Genomic DNA, 14,197 nt, shown 5'->3' on the forward strand with positions numbered 1-14,197 from the left:
CCAGGGATCCGGAACAAGCTGTCCGTGAGGCCCCTTAGTCCGGCTGTAGCTCGGGAGCAGGCTCGGCCTCAGGCAGGGGGGCTAGGCTGGCAGGGATCCCTTCGGTCGGGTGCAACTCTCTGAGATCGGCCAGGGTCGGCTGCGGCTGTTCATCGGCTGCCGCGCAGGAGCTTGTACGCTGCGAAAAGCCCCAGACAAACAAAGGCAGCACAGCCACCACCATCCCCCATTCCGGGAGCTCAACTTGGGGGAAAAACACCTCCAGCAGCATGAGGCTTCCCACCAGGGCGATGATGGCAAAGGCAGCATCTTCTAGGCGGGAAAACTCATCCAGCCAGCGCAAAAACAAAGAGGCCATGTAGCGCATCAAGGTGATGCCGAGAATGCCGCCGAGGATGATCACCCAAGCCTTGCGGGAGACGCCCACCGAAGCGGCGATGCTGTCGAAAGAAAAGACTAGATCCGTTAGCTCTACCATCACCAGGGTTTGCCAAAAATTAGCCTGGCGGGTGATGTCTTGCTCGGATCCTTCTTCTTCCCCGCAAAAATGCTGCCAGGCCAGCCAGAGCAGGTAACAGGCCCCGAGAAACTGAGCGGGCGGATACTCCACCAGCCAAACCGCTGCAAACACAATGGCGATGCGAAAACCATAGGCACCGATAATGCCCCAGCGCAAAGCGCGATTTTGTTGCTGAGGAGTGGGCAAATGCTTGACCAAAGCCGCCAGGGCAACGGCGTTATCGGCGGAGAGGGCCGCTTCCAAAAACACCAGAGCCACCACCAAAAAGAGATCTGTCCAAGTGAAGGACTGAATTATCCCTTGAACAAAAGCCACAGTGGTATCTATTGCCTCAATTGACATAGCAGCAAGCTTCATGTAACCCGGTAAAAAATCGTTCGTTCAGTGCAGCTAACCCCAGACCGCTATCCCAGATCTATCGACAACCCCTTCCAGGAGATTTTTAGGGTCGTTGTCGTTGAGGAAGCGCCCCAAAGACACCTGACAAAAGATACCTGGAGAAGGGATCCATCCCTCAATTCTTGGCAACAGCCTCCCAGCGGAGAAATCCAAAACCCCAGCATGGCCCGAGTATAGCTTGTCCGGCTCAGGATCGTTTTACATTTCTTAACCTTCTCCTCCCTCAGGGGGGGCAGGCGAAGGCAATCGCGCCGCCAGCCGTTGTCCACAGCGTAGGATCTGGCCTGCCAAAATGGCCGCCCCAAAGCCGTTGTCGATGTTCACCACTCCCACCCCCGCTGCACAAGAGTTAAGCATGGTCAGCAGGGCGGCCAAGCCCTGAAAACTGGCCCCGTAGCCGATGCTGGTGGGCACGGCGATTACCGGACAGTCCGCCAGGCCGGCTACCACGCTGGCCAAGGCCCCTTCCATGCCCGCCACCACGATCAGCACATCGGCTTCCAGGGCGGCGCGGTGGTGCAACAGGCGATGGATCCCGGCCACCCCCACATCCCAGAGGCGCTTGACCGCAAACCCGCAAAGCTCGGCGGTGAGAGCGGCCTCTTCGGCCACCGGCACATCGGCGGTGCCGGCGGAGATCACGCTAATCTGGCCGGGACGGCGGATGGTCTGCTGGGCCGGGATCCAGCACAGGCGGGCCACCTCGGAATACTGGGCCTGGGGCAAGCGGCAGCGGATCTGAGCGTACACCTGGGCCTCAACGCGGGTGGCCAAAGCCAGGGATCCCTGCCGGTGCAGCCGTTCCAGGATCTGGGCGATCTGCTCAGGGGTTTTGCCCGGCCCCCATACCGCTTCGGGAAAGCCGGTGCGTAAAGGACGGTGGTGATCCACATGGGCAAAGTCTCCCACCCTCTCGAAGGGCAAAAAGCGACAGGCTTGCAGGGCTTGCTCGGCAGAGAGCTGCCCTTGGGCCACCGCTTGGAACAGTTCCCACAAGGTTTGGGTTGGGTCGGGCATAGCAAGGGGATTGAGTAGCTCTACTGGGCCAAAGACCCGCGCGGGAAAAACAACACCGGATGCCAACTTTGCCGCAGGATCTCGCCGGTGAGGCTGCGAACCGACCACTCCCAAAAGCTGCCCACCCGCGGAGAGGCGGTGGCGATGGCAGTTACGTCCTCGGCAGCAGCGGTGGCCAGGATCTCCTGCAGCGGCGATCCCACCCGTACCAGAGCCCGCACCTGCAGCGGCTGCACCTGCTCGTTCAACGGCCCGACTACCTGAGCCAAATCGGCCTCAGCCTTGCGTTTGAGCACCTCCACCGGCGTTCCCTGGTTGCGGCGGGCGCCGGGATCCACCACATAGAGCAGGGTAACCGATTGGCACTGGGAAGTCCCCGGCAGCAGTTGGCCGAGACGGCTGAGCAGTTGCCGGCGCGGCTCCTCAAAGTCAAAAGGCACCAGGAGAGAGCGAAATAGGTGGCGGCTGCGCAGGCGCAGCTCCTCGAGGGTAAAGACGGCCAGCAGTTGCGGGCGCATCACCAGCAGGGGGATGTTCAACCTAGGCAGCAGCTCCACGGTGGTGCTGCCAAACAGTTTTTCGGTGAGCAGGTTGTGGATCCCCATGCCGGTGATCAGCAGGTCGGAGCTGTAAGTTTGGATCCCTTTTAAAATCAGATCCACCGGCTGGCCCACCTGCACCAAAACCTTAGCCTCCAGCCCCTCCGGAATGGTGCCCAAAAGCTGGCGAAACTGGGCTTTCTTGGTTTCTATTTTGGGGGTGGGGTCTTCGGGAAGGCCGATATCGTCATCTTTCCAAATCAGGCTGTGCAAGAAAACAAGGCGTTGAATGCCGTTGCTGTGTAGGGCATCTAAGCACTTGCCAAACCTTTGCAGGCCATCTTGGCAATCGGTTGCAATTAAAACGTTTTTAAACATGAGGGGATAAAAAGGGCAGTGGCCAAGCTCGGCTGAAGCTGTCAGCTATCCTAAGCTAACACCCCCCTGCCTTGCTCTTGGAATTGCCGGAGGAACCAGGCACCAGCGGGTTTGCCTTTAGCGATAGGGATCCGCCAGGTTGCGAAACTGGGTGTACTGGCTTTCAAACAAAAGGCGCACGGTGCCGGTGGGACCGTTGCGATGTTTGGCGATGATCACCTCGGCAATGCCGCGATCGCTGGTGTTGGGATCGTAGTACTCCGGGCGGTAGATCATCATCACCACATCGGCGTCCTGCTCGATGCTGTTGTGCACCAGCAGGCCGTTGGCCACAAAGTTGTGGTGGCGGGGCATTTCGATGTCGTAAACCGGCTGGGGCTCCCCCGGCTCGCTAATCGACACCACCGGATCCCAGATCAACCCTTCCTGTACCACCACCGCCACCTCCTCTTCCAGTTGCAGCTCGTCGAGGGGTTTCCATCCCTCTGACGTCAAGAAAGGATGGTTGCCGGTGGCGTGAATGGAGAAGTTGAGGCGGGTTTTCAAAAGACAGGTGGGCTGCCGGCCACTGCAAAACACCTTCACCGGCTGTTGGGGCACCAGGCGCCCGCGCCCGTTGAGGCTGAGCAGGCGGGGCAGTTCTGCTGAGGCTGGCAGGGCCGCCAGTTGTTCCAGCCGCCAGAGCTTGCCCCGATCCACGTCCATCACCTGGGTATCCCCCGCCAGGCAGCCGGATTCCCGCAAATCCGCCAGTTGCGGACGCTTATCAGAGCGCGACTCCACTGCCCGGCTGAGCTGAGAGAGCACCAGCACCGGCACCATCAGCTCTTTGGCCAGCGCCTTGAGGCCGCGGGTGATGCGCGACAGCTCCTGTACTCGGTTGTCGGCGGCGGATGCCTGCATCAGTTGCAAGTAGTCGATCAACACCAGCCCCAACGTTCCTCCTTGCTCCGCCTGCAAGCGCCGCGCCTTAGAGCGAATCTCCGTAACGGTGCAATCGGGAGTGTCGTCGATAAACAGGGGCAGTTGCGACAAAAAGCCAATCGCCTGCCCCAGACGCTGCCACTCGTGCTCGCTGATGCGCCCCGCGCGCAGGCGGCTGCTGTCGATGCGGGCCTCGCTGGCCAAAAGCCGCTGCACCAGTTGCTCCCGCGACATCTCTAGACTGAAAATGGCCACCGGCTGCCTGACGTAGGCGGCCACATTTTGGGCAATGTTAAGGGCCAAGCTGGTTTTCCCCATCGAGGGGCGACCGGCCAGGATCACCAGATCCGAGCGTTGCAGGCCCTGGGTCAGGTTGTCGAGGTCGATGAATTTGGTCGGGATCCCAGGGATCTGAGCCCCGCTCTGGAACTTCTCCTCCAGATCCGAGAAGATGTTCACCAAAACCTCAGAAGCAGGGATGAGGCTGCGCTGCACTCGCTCTTGGGTGAGGCCAAACACCTGCTGCTCCGCCTGATCCATCACCTGAGACAGGGGCTGGCTGGTGTCGTAGGCCAGACGAGCCAGGGTATTGCTCACCTGGATCAACTGGCGGCGCATGTACTTGTCCACCACCAGGCGGGCGTACTGGTCGATGTTGACGCTGCTAACCGTTTGCTCCAGCAGACGACGAATTGCCCCTGTCCCCCCCACCCGCTCCAGAAGGTGGTGATCCGCCAGCCAGGCAGAAACCGTCATCAGATCGGTGGGTTGGCCTTGGCTGTGCAGATGCAGGGCAGCCCGGTAAATCTCCTGGTGGGCCGAGAGGTAAAACATCTCGGGACGCAGGAACTCCACCACCCGCGCCAATGCCTCGGGATCGAGAAGAATAGCCCCCAGGATCTCCTCCTCAGCCTCTATGTTTTGAGGCGGAAGCCGATCCCCACCCGTCAAGTCGTAATCGCTAATCACCACAAGCCAGGATAGAAAAACCAACCCAGCCTCTCGGCCATACGCCTCAGAGCAACGGGCTCAGTGAGCATACCCGCCGGCCACAGAGCCTCTCTCCGCGGATCCCTGCTCTCAGTCAGGCGTGACCTGAATGCGCAGCGTAGCCGTTACTTCGGGGTGTAACTTGACCTGCACGGGGTAAACCCCGGTTTTTCTGATTTCTTCATTAAGCAGGATGTTGCGGCGATCGATATCGAGGCCGCTGGTAGCCAGCACCACCTCGGCAATGTCGCTGGTGGTCACCTGTCCGAAAAGCAGATCGTTTTCGCCTACCTTCTTGCGGATGACAAAGCGACCGATGGTCTCCAAAGCCTTTTTGTAGTTTTCCGCCTGCTGCTTCTCCGCCAATTTGCGGGCAGCTTCCTGCTCCCGGCGCATCTGCTGCTCCTTGAGAAGCCCAGGTGTAAGCCGCACCGCCATCTGCCGCGGGAAAAGGTAGTTGCGGGCATAGCCAGGCTTGACGCTCACCACCTCTCCGGGGCTGCCCAAGCCAGGGATCGCCTGGCGCAGCACAACTTGCACATTGCGTTTAGACATGGAGGAAAGCACTGATTTTCTCGACAGCCTTTCATTCTAAGCATTTGCCAAGCTGATGTCAGCCCAAAGAGCTCGGAAAACTCAGCCGGCCCCAGAGCCCAGCCGTAGGCCCTTGAATCCGGGGGTCTTCACGCCGCGTTTCTTCGATCGATGGTGTTCTCCGCTGCAAGGGATCCCTGGAAAGAGCGACAAGGGGGGCTAGCTGTAGTCAGAAATAACCTGATTTTAACCTCGCGTTAACCAAAAAGGATGAACGTTATATTACATTAACGACAAGAACCAGAGTGGCAAGGATCTTTAACAGGATCCCTTGTTTTTTGAGATCAGCCCGGCTTGAGCAGGTTCTGAGGTTAGAGCACTCAGAGTTGGATCGAGACACCATCTTCATCTGGGAGATTTCTGTATGTTGATGCTGCGCTCCTTGGGACGTCGTTCTTTCCTGAAGTCTGTCTCTGCCACTGTTGCTGGGTTTGCGGCCAGCCAGGCAAATTGGCAGCGGGTATTTGCTCAGCAGACCGTAACCATCAACGGCGCTGGAGCTACTTTCCCGGCTCCCATCTACCAAACTTGGGCTCAGGAATTTGGCAAGAAAAACCCCAACATCCAAGTCAACTATCAGTCGGTGGGGAGCGGTGCCGGACGGCGGCAATTTGTGGCTCGCACTGTCGATTTCGGCGCCAGCGACAGTGTGCCCCGTCCCGAAGAGATCAGCCAGATCGAGAGTGAAGCCAACCCTCCCAAGGGCATGGTGGCCGTGCCGATGGTGGGGGGGGCAGTGGTGCCAGCTTATAACATCCCCGGCGTGGGCCCCGAAATTCGCCTCTCTCGCCTGGCGCTGGTGAATATCTTCTTGGGCAAAATTAAGAACTGGAACGATCCGCTGCTGGCCGGCCTTAATCCAGGGGTGACTCTCCCGGATTTGCCGATTACCGTTGTGCACCGCTCCGACGGCAGCGGCACCACCGACATCTTTACCACCCACCTCAACGCCATTAGCCCGGAATGGCGGCAAAAAGTGGGTCGTGGCTCTTCCGTGAACTGGCCAACCGGGGTGGGAGCTCGCGGTAACGAAGGCGTTTCCGAGCAGATTAAGCAGATCCCTGGCGCGATCGGCTATGTAGAGTTCGGCTTCGCCAAGCTCAACAACCTGAACATCGCTCGCCTGGAAAACCGGTCGGGCAAGTTCGTCACCCCCAAAGTTGAGACGGAGCAGGCAGCGCTGGCCAAAATCAAGCTCGACGAGCGGCTGTTGGGGGTTGACCCGGATCCCGCCGGGGAAGACTCCTACCCCATTGTGGGCTACACGTGGATCTTGGCCTACAAAGTCTACCCCAAAGCTGAAACCTCCAAAGCTGTCAAGGAGTTTCTCCGCTACGGCCTCACGGAAGGGCAATCCTTCGCGGAGCCGCTGGGCTATGTGCCTTTGCCGGAAGAAACGCGGCAGAAAGCTCTGGCTGCTCTGGAAAACATCACTCCGTAGAAGTTTGTACCCCCCACCCGGCAGATGACTACTACTTTTTCGGAGAGCAGTTCTCTATTTCGGCCCCGGCCCGTCTTCCAGCGCCGGCGCGACTGGTTGTTCATCTGGGCAACGCGGATTGCCGTCTTTTTCTCGGCTTTGCTGCTGTTGTGGATTGCCCTGGAGATTGGGATTCAGTCGCTACCTGCCATTCAGAAGTTCGGGCTGGGCTTTCTCTGGGGCACCACCTGGGATCCTGTTGAGAACAACTACGGCGCTTGGCCCCAGATCTACGGCACCCTGGTGACTTCTCTGATTGCCCTGATCGTGGGCGTTCCTTTTAGCTTCGGCATCTCCATCTTTTTGAGCGAGGACTTTTTGCCCAAGTCTTTGCGCACAGTCTTGATCATCGTGGTGGAGCTGCTGGCAGCCATTCCCAGCGTGGTCTACGGCATTTGGGGGTTGTTTATCTTCATTCCCTTCTTTCGCCCGATTCAGATGTTCTTGTTCCAGAACTTCAGGTGGTTGCCCATTTTCAGTACGCCACCGGTGGGGCCGGGGATGCTGACGGCAGGGGTTGTCTTGGGGATCATGATCATCCCCATCATCACTGCCATTGCCAGGGAAGTGCTGGTGGCCGTTCCGCCGGAGTTGCGGGCGGCTGCCTATGCGATGGGGGCCACTCGCTGGGAAGCCATCTTTGGTGTTGTGCTGCCGGCGGCCATTGGCGGCATGCTGGGGTCGGTGGTTTTGGGTTTGGGACGTGCCTTGGGGGAGACGATGGCAGTGGCGATGTTGATCGGCAATGCCCGCGGTATTAGCGTCTCGCTCCTGGCTCCTGCCAGCAACATCCCGGCCCTGTTGGCCAACGAGTTTGCAGAAGCAGGCCCTGAGCAGGTGGCAGCGCTCATGTATGTGGCCTTGATTTTGTTGGCCATCACTCTGGTAGTTAACATTGCGGCGGAGCTGATGATACGCCGTGTCAAGTTCGCGTTGACAGCTTCGCGGGAGTAGAGGAACATGACGACGCAAGTTCAGGCGGTAGAGCAAGGCAATTTGTTCAAGCGCAGAGCAAAGTCCTGGCGGCGCGTCTTCTTGGATGTAGGAATGACAGCGCTGACAGTTTTCTCCAGCATCTTTGCCATTTTCGTGCTGGTTCTCATCCTCTACTACGTTTTCACCAGAGGCATCGAGCGCTTGAACTGGCAAGCGCTGACCCAACTTCCCCCTCCTCCCGGCGATCAGGTGGGGGGATTTGGCAATGCGGTGCTGGGGACGGTTATTGTGGTGTCGATTGCTATCGCCATCACCTTCCCCATCGGACTGTTTGCTGCCATCTATCTCTCGGAGTTTGGCCAAAACAGCCCCACAGCTTCCTTTCTGCGCTTCATCATCAAGGTGTTGACGGGGGTTCCCTCTATCATTGCCGGGGTGTTTGCCTACGGGGTGCTGGTGCTCTCCACCAAGACCTTCTCCGCCCTTTCCGGCGGGATGGCTCTATCGGTGTTGACTCTGCCCATCATTATCTTGTCTTGTGAAGAGGCGCTGCGCCTGGTGCCGGCAGATACGCGGGCTGCTGCCTATGCGTTGGGAGCTTCGCGGGTACAGACGGTGTTTCGCGTGGTGTTGCCGGCAGCTCTGCCGGTGATCCTGACGGGGGTGACGTTGGCCATTGCCCGCGCTGCGGGTGAGACAGCGCCTCTGATCTTCACTGCTTTGTTTAGCTTCCTCTGGCCCAGCGGTCTGTTAAAGCCAGTAGCCTCACTGGCTGTGTTGATCTACAACTTTGCCCTCGTTCCTTTTGAAAACCAGCAGAAGATCGCCTGGGGAGGGGCTTTGGCTCTGGTGATTTTGGTGTTGATCACCACAGTCAGTTTCCGGCTCATCGTCAGTCGTCGGCAGGAAACCATCACCATCTAATCCCTCTCACCTGTTGCTTTAACCCAATCTAGGCTTTGCAGTGACGTTATCTCCTTCGGTACTCCTATGCGCTCTCCACTCTCTGACAAGTCCGGCTCTCCTGAGAAATCCACCCGTTTGGAGGTTGAACTAGAGACGCGGGATTTGAGCGTCTACTACGGCTCCCACCTAGCGGTTAAGCAGGTTTCCCTGAAGATCCCGAAAAATCACATCACAGCCTTCATTGGCCCCTCAGGCTGCGGCAAGAGCACCATCTTGCGCTGCTTCAACCGCATGAACGATCTCATCCCGGGAGCAAGGGTAGAAGGCTCGGTCATTTTTCACGGAAAAAATATCTACGACCCCGATGTGGATCCCTCTGAGGTGCGCCGGCGGGTTGGCCTGGTGTTTCAGAAGCCCAACCCCTTCCCCAAATCTATCTACGACAATATAGCCTTTGGGCCACGGATCAACGGCTATCAGGGGGATCTGGACGAGCTGGTGGAGCGTGCGTTGCGCCAGGCCGTTCTCTGGGATGAGGTGAAAGATAAGTTAAAGCTGAGCGGTCTTTCCCTCTCCGGCGGACAACAGCAGCGCCTCTGCATTGCTCGCACCTTGGCCATTCAGCCGGAAGTGATCCTGATGGACGAGCCCTGCGCCTCGCTGGATCCGATCTCCACGCTGCGCATTGAGGAGCTGCTTAAGGAATTGGGGCGTCGCTACACGATCATCATCGTCACCCACAACATGCAGCAGGCGGCGCGGGTCTCTGACTTTACGGCTTTCTTTAACACCGAGGTGGACGACGAAGGGGTTCGCTACGGACGCATGGTGGAGTTCGACCGCACCGAGAAGATCTTCAACTCTCCCGTCAATCGCGAGACGGAAGAATACGTGAGCGGACGCTTTGGCTAATCCCTCGCCAATTTCTGCTGGCGCCAAGCCAGATCTGGTCGAGAGGGATCCCGCTCTCCTATCCTGAGAAATTGGAAAATCGGGTAGGAGCTGTTAACAGCAGTAGTGAGATGGCCGAGCGGGTGCGCCTGGATAGCTGGTTGGTGGAGCGGGGATATTTCTCTTCCCGCCAGCAGGCCCAGCGCGCCATCCTCGCAGGCGAAGTTCTCCTCAATGGGGTGCGGGCGGAGAAGGCTGGAGCCTGGGTGAGCGGGGATCCCGTAATCCACATCCAGTGTAAGCCTGCTTTTGTCTCGCGAGGGGGAGAAAAGCTGCAGGGGGCGCTGCAAACCTTCTCTGTTCAGGTGCAGGGCCGTATTTGTTTGGATGCGGGCATCTCCACGGGGGGCTTTACCGATTGCCTACTCAAACAGGGGGCCCAGCGGGTCTATGGGGTGGATGTGGGCTATGGGCAGTTGGCCTGGTCTTTGCGAACCGACCCGCGGGTGATCCTCAAAGAACGAACCAACTTGCGCCACCTGCAGCCGGCCGATCTCTACGGAACCGAGGTGCCCACCCCAAGCTGGGCGGATCTGGCGGTGGTGGATCTCTCTTTTATTTCCCTAACCAAGGTGTTAGATCCTTTGTGGAAGCTGTTGCGGTCGCCGCGGGAGGCTCTGCTGCTGGTCAAGCCCCAGTTTGAGGCGGGCCGAGGCCAGGTGGGCAAAAAGGGAGTCGTGCGGGATCCGGCCATCCATGCCCGCGTGCTGCAGACGGTGATGCAGGCGGCAGTGGCCCGCGGCTGGCAGGTGCAGGGCTATACCTGGTCGCCCATCACCGGCCCTGCCGGCAACATCGAGTACTGGCTCTGGCTGGCGGAAGGAGAAGGGATCCCTCTCCCCGACACCGGTGCGCTACAACAGATGGGCGAACAGGCAAGAATAGCCTTGCACCCATAAAGCGGCACATTTGTCAATACGTCATTATGCTCAATTGAGAACGATGAGCGCAGCCATTGAAGAATTGTTTCAGGAAGGGATCCGGCGCTACGAGGCGGGGGAAGCAGCCAAGACGCTGATCCCTTCCTTTGAGGCTATCTGTAAGGGATCCCCGAAGGCGGCAGCAGCCTGGACTTGCCTGTCTTGGCTCTATCTTTTGGAGGGGCAAGCGGAAAAAGCCCTGAAAGCCGCCCAAACTGCCGTGAAGCTGGATCCGGTGGACGCCCAGCCGCGGGTGAACTTGACTTTGGCGATGCTGGAGCTGAAAAAAACGGGGGTACGCCAGCAGGTGGAGACCATCAAGCAAATCTTGGCGCGGGATCCCGAGCAGATCGAGGGGGTCAAATCCAACTTGGCAGAGGGAGGGAAGCGCCGTCCCGCTTGGCCTCACCTGAGCAAGATGCACCAGTGGCTATTTGAAGAAAATTAGGCAGGCTTGACCCAATTTTGCAACAAGAATTTAGAAAAATCTAGAGCTTGTCAATTTAATCTGCAACTTTTAACAATATTCTCATAGAGTTGGTGCTAGACTTCTCTTACCAAATCGCAAGACGGTATTTATTCACCGCTGTGAGCTAGCTTGCATCACACCCAAGCCTATGGATTGGTTGGGCTTTGAGGAGATGCGAGGGGTTTGGTGCATCCTAGTTCTGTTTGATGTGACACTTCTTGCACTGACTTGCATTGAAATTGAGTCCTGCTTTTGATTTTTTGGCTGTAAATTGGAGGAACTTTAAGATGAACCGTCAGACTGTTTGGGTTAAAGGCGAGACCCGCAACCACCAGGGCCACTTCATCCCTCAATCCGAATATACGTTGGTCGATGTTGACCAAAATGGCTGGGCGCTGATCTGTGTTGACAATGCCCGCTGCTATTATGTGGATCCCGAGCAACTCCGCTTTGAGGCGGGATGAGGTCTGCTGCTGCCCATTGAGAGCTTGCTGACGAGGGTTTCCTAGGAGAGCAGCATCCTCCCCATGCCTTTGGGCGTGGGGTTTTTGTCTCTTTATCAATTTATCAATACATAGGGTCTGGTTGGTCGCAGACCCTTTTGCCTCCACTCAGAGAAATCACAAAAGCTACGACGAACTGCGCTCACGCATGGCTTCGGCCAGCAATTGGGCCACCTCGGGGCGGGAGAACTCGGGCGGGGGGATCTCGCCGCGGCGCAGCATTTCCCGCACCTTGGTGCCCGACAGGTGGATGCGCTGGTGGGGCTGGCTAGGGCTGGTCTTGGCCGTGGCCATGGTGCCGGTGACGGTGCAATAGAAGGCGTGTTCAAACTTGAGGGGGATGATGCCCAGTTCCTCAGGACGGAACTCATCGAAAATGTGCTGGGCATCGTAGGGGCCGTAGTAATTCCCCACCCCGGCATGATCCCGGCCCACAATGAAATGGGTGCAGCCGTAGTTTTTGCGAATGAGGGCGTGGAAGATGGCTTCCCGCGGGCCGGCATAGCGCATGGCCGCAGGGTTGATGGCCAAAATGACCCGCTCCTTGGGGTAGTACTTTTCAATCAGCACCTCATAGCAGCGCATGCGCACCTCGGCGGGAATGTCGTCGCTTTTGGTGGCCCCCACCAGCGGGTGGAGAAACAGCCCGTCCACGATTTCCAGCGCGCACTTCTGGATGTACTCGTGGGCGCGGTGGATGGGGTTGCGGGTTTGAAAGCCGACAATCGTTTTCCAGCCTCTTTCCCGAAACAGTTGCCGCGACTGAGCCGGGTCGATCTGGTAGGCCGGGAAAAGGGGATGGGGATCCCGCTGGAAGAGAGTTACAGGGCCAGCCAAATAGACGGATCCCTGTTCGTAGAGCACCTTCACCCCCGGATGCTGCTCATCGGTGGTGCGGTAGACCTGCTGCGCTTCGCGGGTTTTGTCGTAGGTGAACTTCTCGGTCAATTCCAACAGGCCCAAGAGCCTGCCCTCGCCGTTGGCCAGGGCAATGGTCTGCCCTTCCTTGAGATCGGCGGCTATCTCGGCAGCAACCGGCAGCGTCACCGGCAGCGACCAAGCCAGGCCATTGGCCAGATGCATCGTCTCCAGAACCGACTGGTAATCTGCCCGCCCCATGAAGCCGGTGAGCGGGCTAAAGCCCCCAATGGCGATCATCTCCAGATCCGACTGAGCCCGCTCGTCGAGGTAGAGGATGGGGCAGTGTTCAGCTTTGGAGCGCAGCTCTTGTGCCTGCTCGGGCGGGGCAATGCGGTTAACCAAAGTGCCCCCATGGGGCGGAATGGCATCGCAAGAAACAGTCATCTTCGCCTGGGATGAAGTCATAGCGTGAAGACCAGAACGGCAACCGAGCAGACAGGGATCCCTAACCCTACACCCTTCTTTCCTCGGGTGCAATCCAGGATAGTACCCACTGCCTAGTCCAGCATGTAGGGCGGCATATCTTCGTCGGTGGGCGACACATTGTCGAAGATGGGCCGATTCATGATCTTCTTCTGCGCCTGCAGCGGGGAAGCGGAGGGTTGGGGCCTAGCCGGGAGTGGAGCTTGTCCTCGGCGGCTTTGCAGTTCCTGAATGGTCTTGGCCCGCTCGTCTGCCACCGCCTGCAACTGGGCCAGCGCCTTCTGCAATTCGTCCCGATGGGCAGTGACTTGCTCAAGCTGAGCTTGCAAGGCAGAGACTTTGTTTTGGTAGTCCTGCAAGCGTTGTTGAGCTTCGGCCAGTTGGCTTTTGAGAGTTGCAATTTCTGGCGATTCTGGGGCTGGTTCTGTAGGAGACTGAGAAGACATCGTTGTCGGCTCCTCGCCCGTGGGAGTAGATTCTGCAGAGGTGGGCTCTGAACTGGTTTTAGCACTGGCCTTACGCCGAGTGCGGGAAGTTTCTCCTGAAGAAGGAAAGAGGCTACGGTCCGATCCAGTCACAAGAGCACCTCATGTTCGACAAACTGCACCAATCGCTGACACACCACCGAGCCAGGCCGATAGTCCATGACCGTCAAGCCGTAGTCAAAAGCGGTGCGCAAATCGCTGCTATCTGGAATGGTAACGGGTGAAAGCACATCCGCAAAAATCTGTTGCGCTTGCACATACAATTGCCCGGTATGGGATCCCGACCAGATGCCCCCCGGCAAGTAGCGGTCGTCCAGCATGGTCAAGACAGCACGGGCCTGGCTCAACTGACCTTTCAGGGTCTCAATGTAGCGTAGGGTCACCTCTGTACAGGAGAAATCGGCGCGGTTGAGCCGGGTCGGGATCAACACCCGCTGGGCTGCCCGCAGGGCGTTGGCCGTGAGGGCATTCAGTTCCCCCGGCGTATCGAGAAAGATAAAATCGTAATCCGGCAGCAAGGGATCCAACTGGTGCTGCAACAGGTGTTGCCCTGCATCGCCGGCAGCCGCCAATTGGGCCGCCACTTCCGCCATGGTGCTGTGGGAGGGCGCCACATCCACCCCCTTGTCGGTGCAATAGATCACCTCTTCCAAAGAGCATCGATGCTGCGGGTGCAAGCTGGCCCAGACTGTTTCCTCGGGGGGCAGGGATCCCACCTCTTCCAGGTAAAAGCTGCTGGCGGTGGCCTGGGAGGTGAGATCGATGAGCAGAACTCGGTAGCCCCGTTGAGCCGTTAACTGGGCCGCGTGGACGCAGAGGGTGGACTTGCCGGTGCCCCCTTT

General features: G+C 58.4%; 15 protein-coding genes. 7 read left to right on the forward strand and 8 right to left on the reverse strand.

Going from position 1 to position 14,197, the window contains the following annotated elements; all coding sequences use genetic code 11:
• Positions 1–34 precede the first annotated feature (34 nt).
• The 5 genes from NW844_RS03625 to rplI all read right to left on the reverse strand — a co-directional run bounded on the left by NW844_RS03625 (position 35) and on the right by rplI (position 5,322).
• On the reverse strand, positions 35–835 hold the full coding sequence (locus NW844_RS03625; RefSeq protein WP_414333567.1) for a TerC family protein: 801 nt from the start codon (positions 833–835) through the stop codon (positions 35–37).
• A 291-nt stretch (positions 836–1,126) separates the two neighbouring features.
• On the reverse strand, positions 1,127–1,936 hold the full coding sequence (gene larB / locus NW844_RS03630) for a nickel pincer cofactor biosynthesis protein LarB (protein ID WP_414333568.1): 810 nt from the start codon (positions 1,934–1,936) through the stop codon (positions 1,127–1,129).
• Between the two features lie 20 nt (positions 1,937–1,956).
• Complete coding sequence (locus NW844_RS03635; RefSeq protein ID WP_414333569.1) at positions 1,957–2,853, reverse strand: universal stress protein; 897 nt, start codon at positions 2,851–2,853, stop codon at positions 1,957–1,959.
• A 117-nt stretch (positions 2,854–2,970) separates the two neighbouring features.
• Entirely contained in the window at positions 2,971–4,728 is a 1,758-nt protein-coding gene (gene dnaB / locus NW844_RS03640) for a replicative DNA helicase (RefSeq protein WP_414333599.1), read from the reverse strand.
• Positions 4,729–4,857: 129 nt separating this feature from the next.
• Complete coding sequence (rplI, locus tag NW844_RS03645) at positions 4,858–5,322, reverse strand: 50S ribosomal protein L9 (RefSeq protein WP_414333571.1); 465 nt, start codon at positions 5,320–5,322, stop codon at positions 4,858–4,860.
• 403 nt (positions 5,323–5,725) lie between these two features.
• On the opposite strand from rplI, the gene pstS reads away from it, so the two are divergent.
• From pstS to NW844_RS03680, 7 genes are all read left to right on the forward strand, one after another.
• The gene (pstS, locus tag NW844_RS03650; RefSeq protein WP_414333573.1) at positions 5,726–6,802 is read left to right on the forward strand and encodes a phosphate ABC transporter substrate-binding protein PstS; all 1,077 of its coding nucleotides are present in this window, start codon (positions 5,726–5,728) and stop codon (positions 6,800–6,802) included.
• A gap of 24 nt (positions 6,803–6,826) precedes the next feature.
• Positions 6,827–7,795, forward strand: a complete 969-nt coding sequence (gene pstC / locus NW844_RS03655) for a phosphate ABC transporter permease subunit PstC (protein WP_414333575.1) — start codon at positions 6,827–6,829, stop codon at positions 7,793–7,795.
• A 6-nt stretch (positions 7,796–7,801) separates the two neighbouring features.
• Positions 7,802–8,701: a phosphate ABC transporter permease PstA gene (gene pstA, locus NW844_RS03660; RefSeq protein ID WP_414333577.1), complete on the forward strand. Its 900-nt coding sequence runs from the start codon at positions 7,802–7,804 to the stop codon at positions 8,699–8,701.
• A gap of 66 nt (positions 8,702–8,767) precedes the next feature.
• Entirely contained in the window at positions 8,768–9,595 is an 828-nt protein-coding gene (gene pstB, locus NW844_RS03665) for a phosphate ABC transporter ATP-binding protein PstB (protein WP_414333579.1), read from the forward strand.
• Between the two features lie 110 nt (positions 9,596–9,705).
• Entirely contained in the window at positions 9,706–10,533 is an 828-nt protein-coding gene (locus NW844_RS03670; protein ID WP_414333580.1) for a TlyA family RNA methyltransferase, read from the forward strand.
• Between the two features lie 43 nt (positions 10,534–10,576).
• Positions 10,577–11,002, forward strand: a complete 426-nt coding sequence (locus NW844_RS03675; protein WP_414333582.1) for a hypothetical protein — start codon at positions 10,577–10,579, stop codon at positions 11,000–11,002.
• Between the two features lie 308 nt (positions 11,003–11,310).
• Positions 11,311–11,487 carry a hypothetical protein gene (locus NW844_RS03680; protein ID WP_414333583.1) on the forward strand — a complete coding sequence of 59 codons (177 nt, stop codon included), beginning with the start codon at positions 11,311–11,313 and terminating at the stop codon, positions 11,485–11,487.
• Between the two features lie 165 nt (positions 11,488–11,652).
• On the opposite strand, the gene sat is transcribed toward NW844_RS03680, so the two are convergent.
• From sat to NW844_RS03695, 3 genes are all read right to left on the reverse strand, one after another.
• On the reverse strand, positions 11,653–12,831 hold the full coding sequence (gene sat, locus NW844_RS03685; RefSeq protein ID WP_414333584.1) for a sulfate adenylyltransferase: 1,179 nt from the start codon (positions 12,829–12,831) through the stop codon (positions 11,653–11,655).
• A gap of 113 nt (positions 12,832–12,944) precedes the next feature.
• The gene (locus NW844_RS03690; protein WP_414333585.1) at positions 12,945–13,316 is read right to left on the reverse strand and encodes a hypothetical protein; all 372 of its coding nucleotides are present in this window, start codon (positions 13,314–13,316) and stop codon (positions 12,945–12,947) included.
• Positions 13,317–13,444: 128 nt separating this feature from the next.
• A partial coding sequence (locus NW844_RS03695; RefSeq protein ID WP_414333587.1) for a ParA family protein occupies positions 13,445–14,197 on the reverse strand: 753 nt, incomplete at its 5' end.

The sequence above is a fragment of the Synechococcus sp. H55.2 genome, from assembly GCF_047462495.1.
Classification (GTDB): Bacteria; Cyanobacteriota; Cyanobacteriia; order Thermostichales; family Thermostichaceae; genus Thermostichus.

Excerpts from the sequence above, each read along its gene's own strand:
- NW844_RS03670 (WP_414333580.1), top strand. The coding sequence starts at position 9,706 with ATGGCCGAGCGGGTGCGCCTGGATAGCTGGTTGGTGGAGCGGGGATAT.
- NW844_RS03690 (WP_414333585.1), bottom strand. The coding sequence starts at position 13,316 with ATGTCTTCTCAGTCTCCTACAGAACCAGCCCCAGAATCGCCAGAAATT.
- NW844_RS03635 (WP_414333569.1), bottom strand. The coding sequence starts at position 2,853 with ATGTTTAAAAACGTTTTAATTGCAACCGATTGCCAAGATGGCCTGCAA.
- sat (WP_414333584.1), bottom strand. The coding sequence starts at position 12,831 with ATGACTGTTTCTTGCGATGCCATTCCGCCCCATGGGGGCACTTTGGTT.
- rplI (WP_414333571.1), bottom strand. The coding sequence starts at position 5,322 with ATGTCTAAACGCAATGTGCAAGTTGTGCTGCGCCAGGCGATCCCTGGC.
- NW844_RS03675 (WP_414333582.1), top strand. The coding sequence starts at position 10,577 with ATGAGCGCAGCCATTGAAGAATTGTTTCAGGAAGGGATCCGGCGCTAC.
- pstC (WP_414333575.1), top strand. The coding sequence starts at position 6,827 with ATGACTACTACTTTTTCGGAGAGCAGTTCTCTATTTCGGCCCCGGCCC.
- NW844_RS03680 (WP_414333583.1), top strand. The coding sequence starts at position 11,311 with ATGAACCGTCAGACTGTTTGGGTTAAAGGCGAGACCCGCAACCACCAG.
- pstB (WP_414333579.1), top strand. The coding sequence starts at position 8,768 with ATGCGCTCTCCACTCTCTGACAAGTCCGGCTCTCCTGAGAAATCCACC.
- pstA (WP_414333577.1), top strand. The coding sequence starts at position 7,802 with ATGACGACGCAAGTTCAGGCGGTAGAGCAAGGCAATTTGTTCAAGCGC.
- larB (WP_414333568.1), bottom strand. The coding sequence starts at position 1,936 with ATGCCCGACCCAACCCAAACCTTGTGGGAACTGTTCCAAGCGGTGGCC.
- pstS (WP_414333573.1), top strand. The coding sequence starts at position 5,726 with ATGTTGATGCTGCGCTCCTTGGGACGTCGTTCTTTCCTGAAGTCTGTC.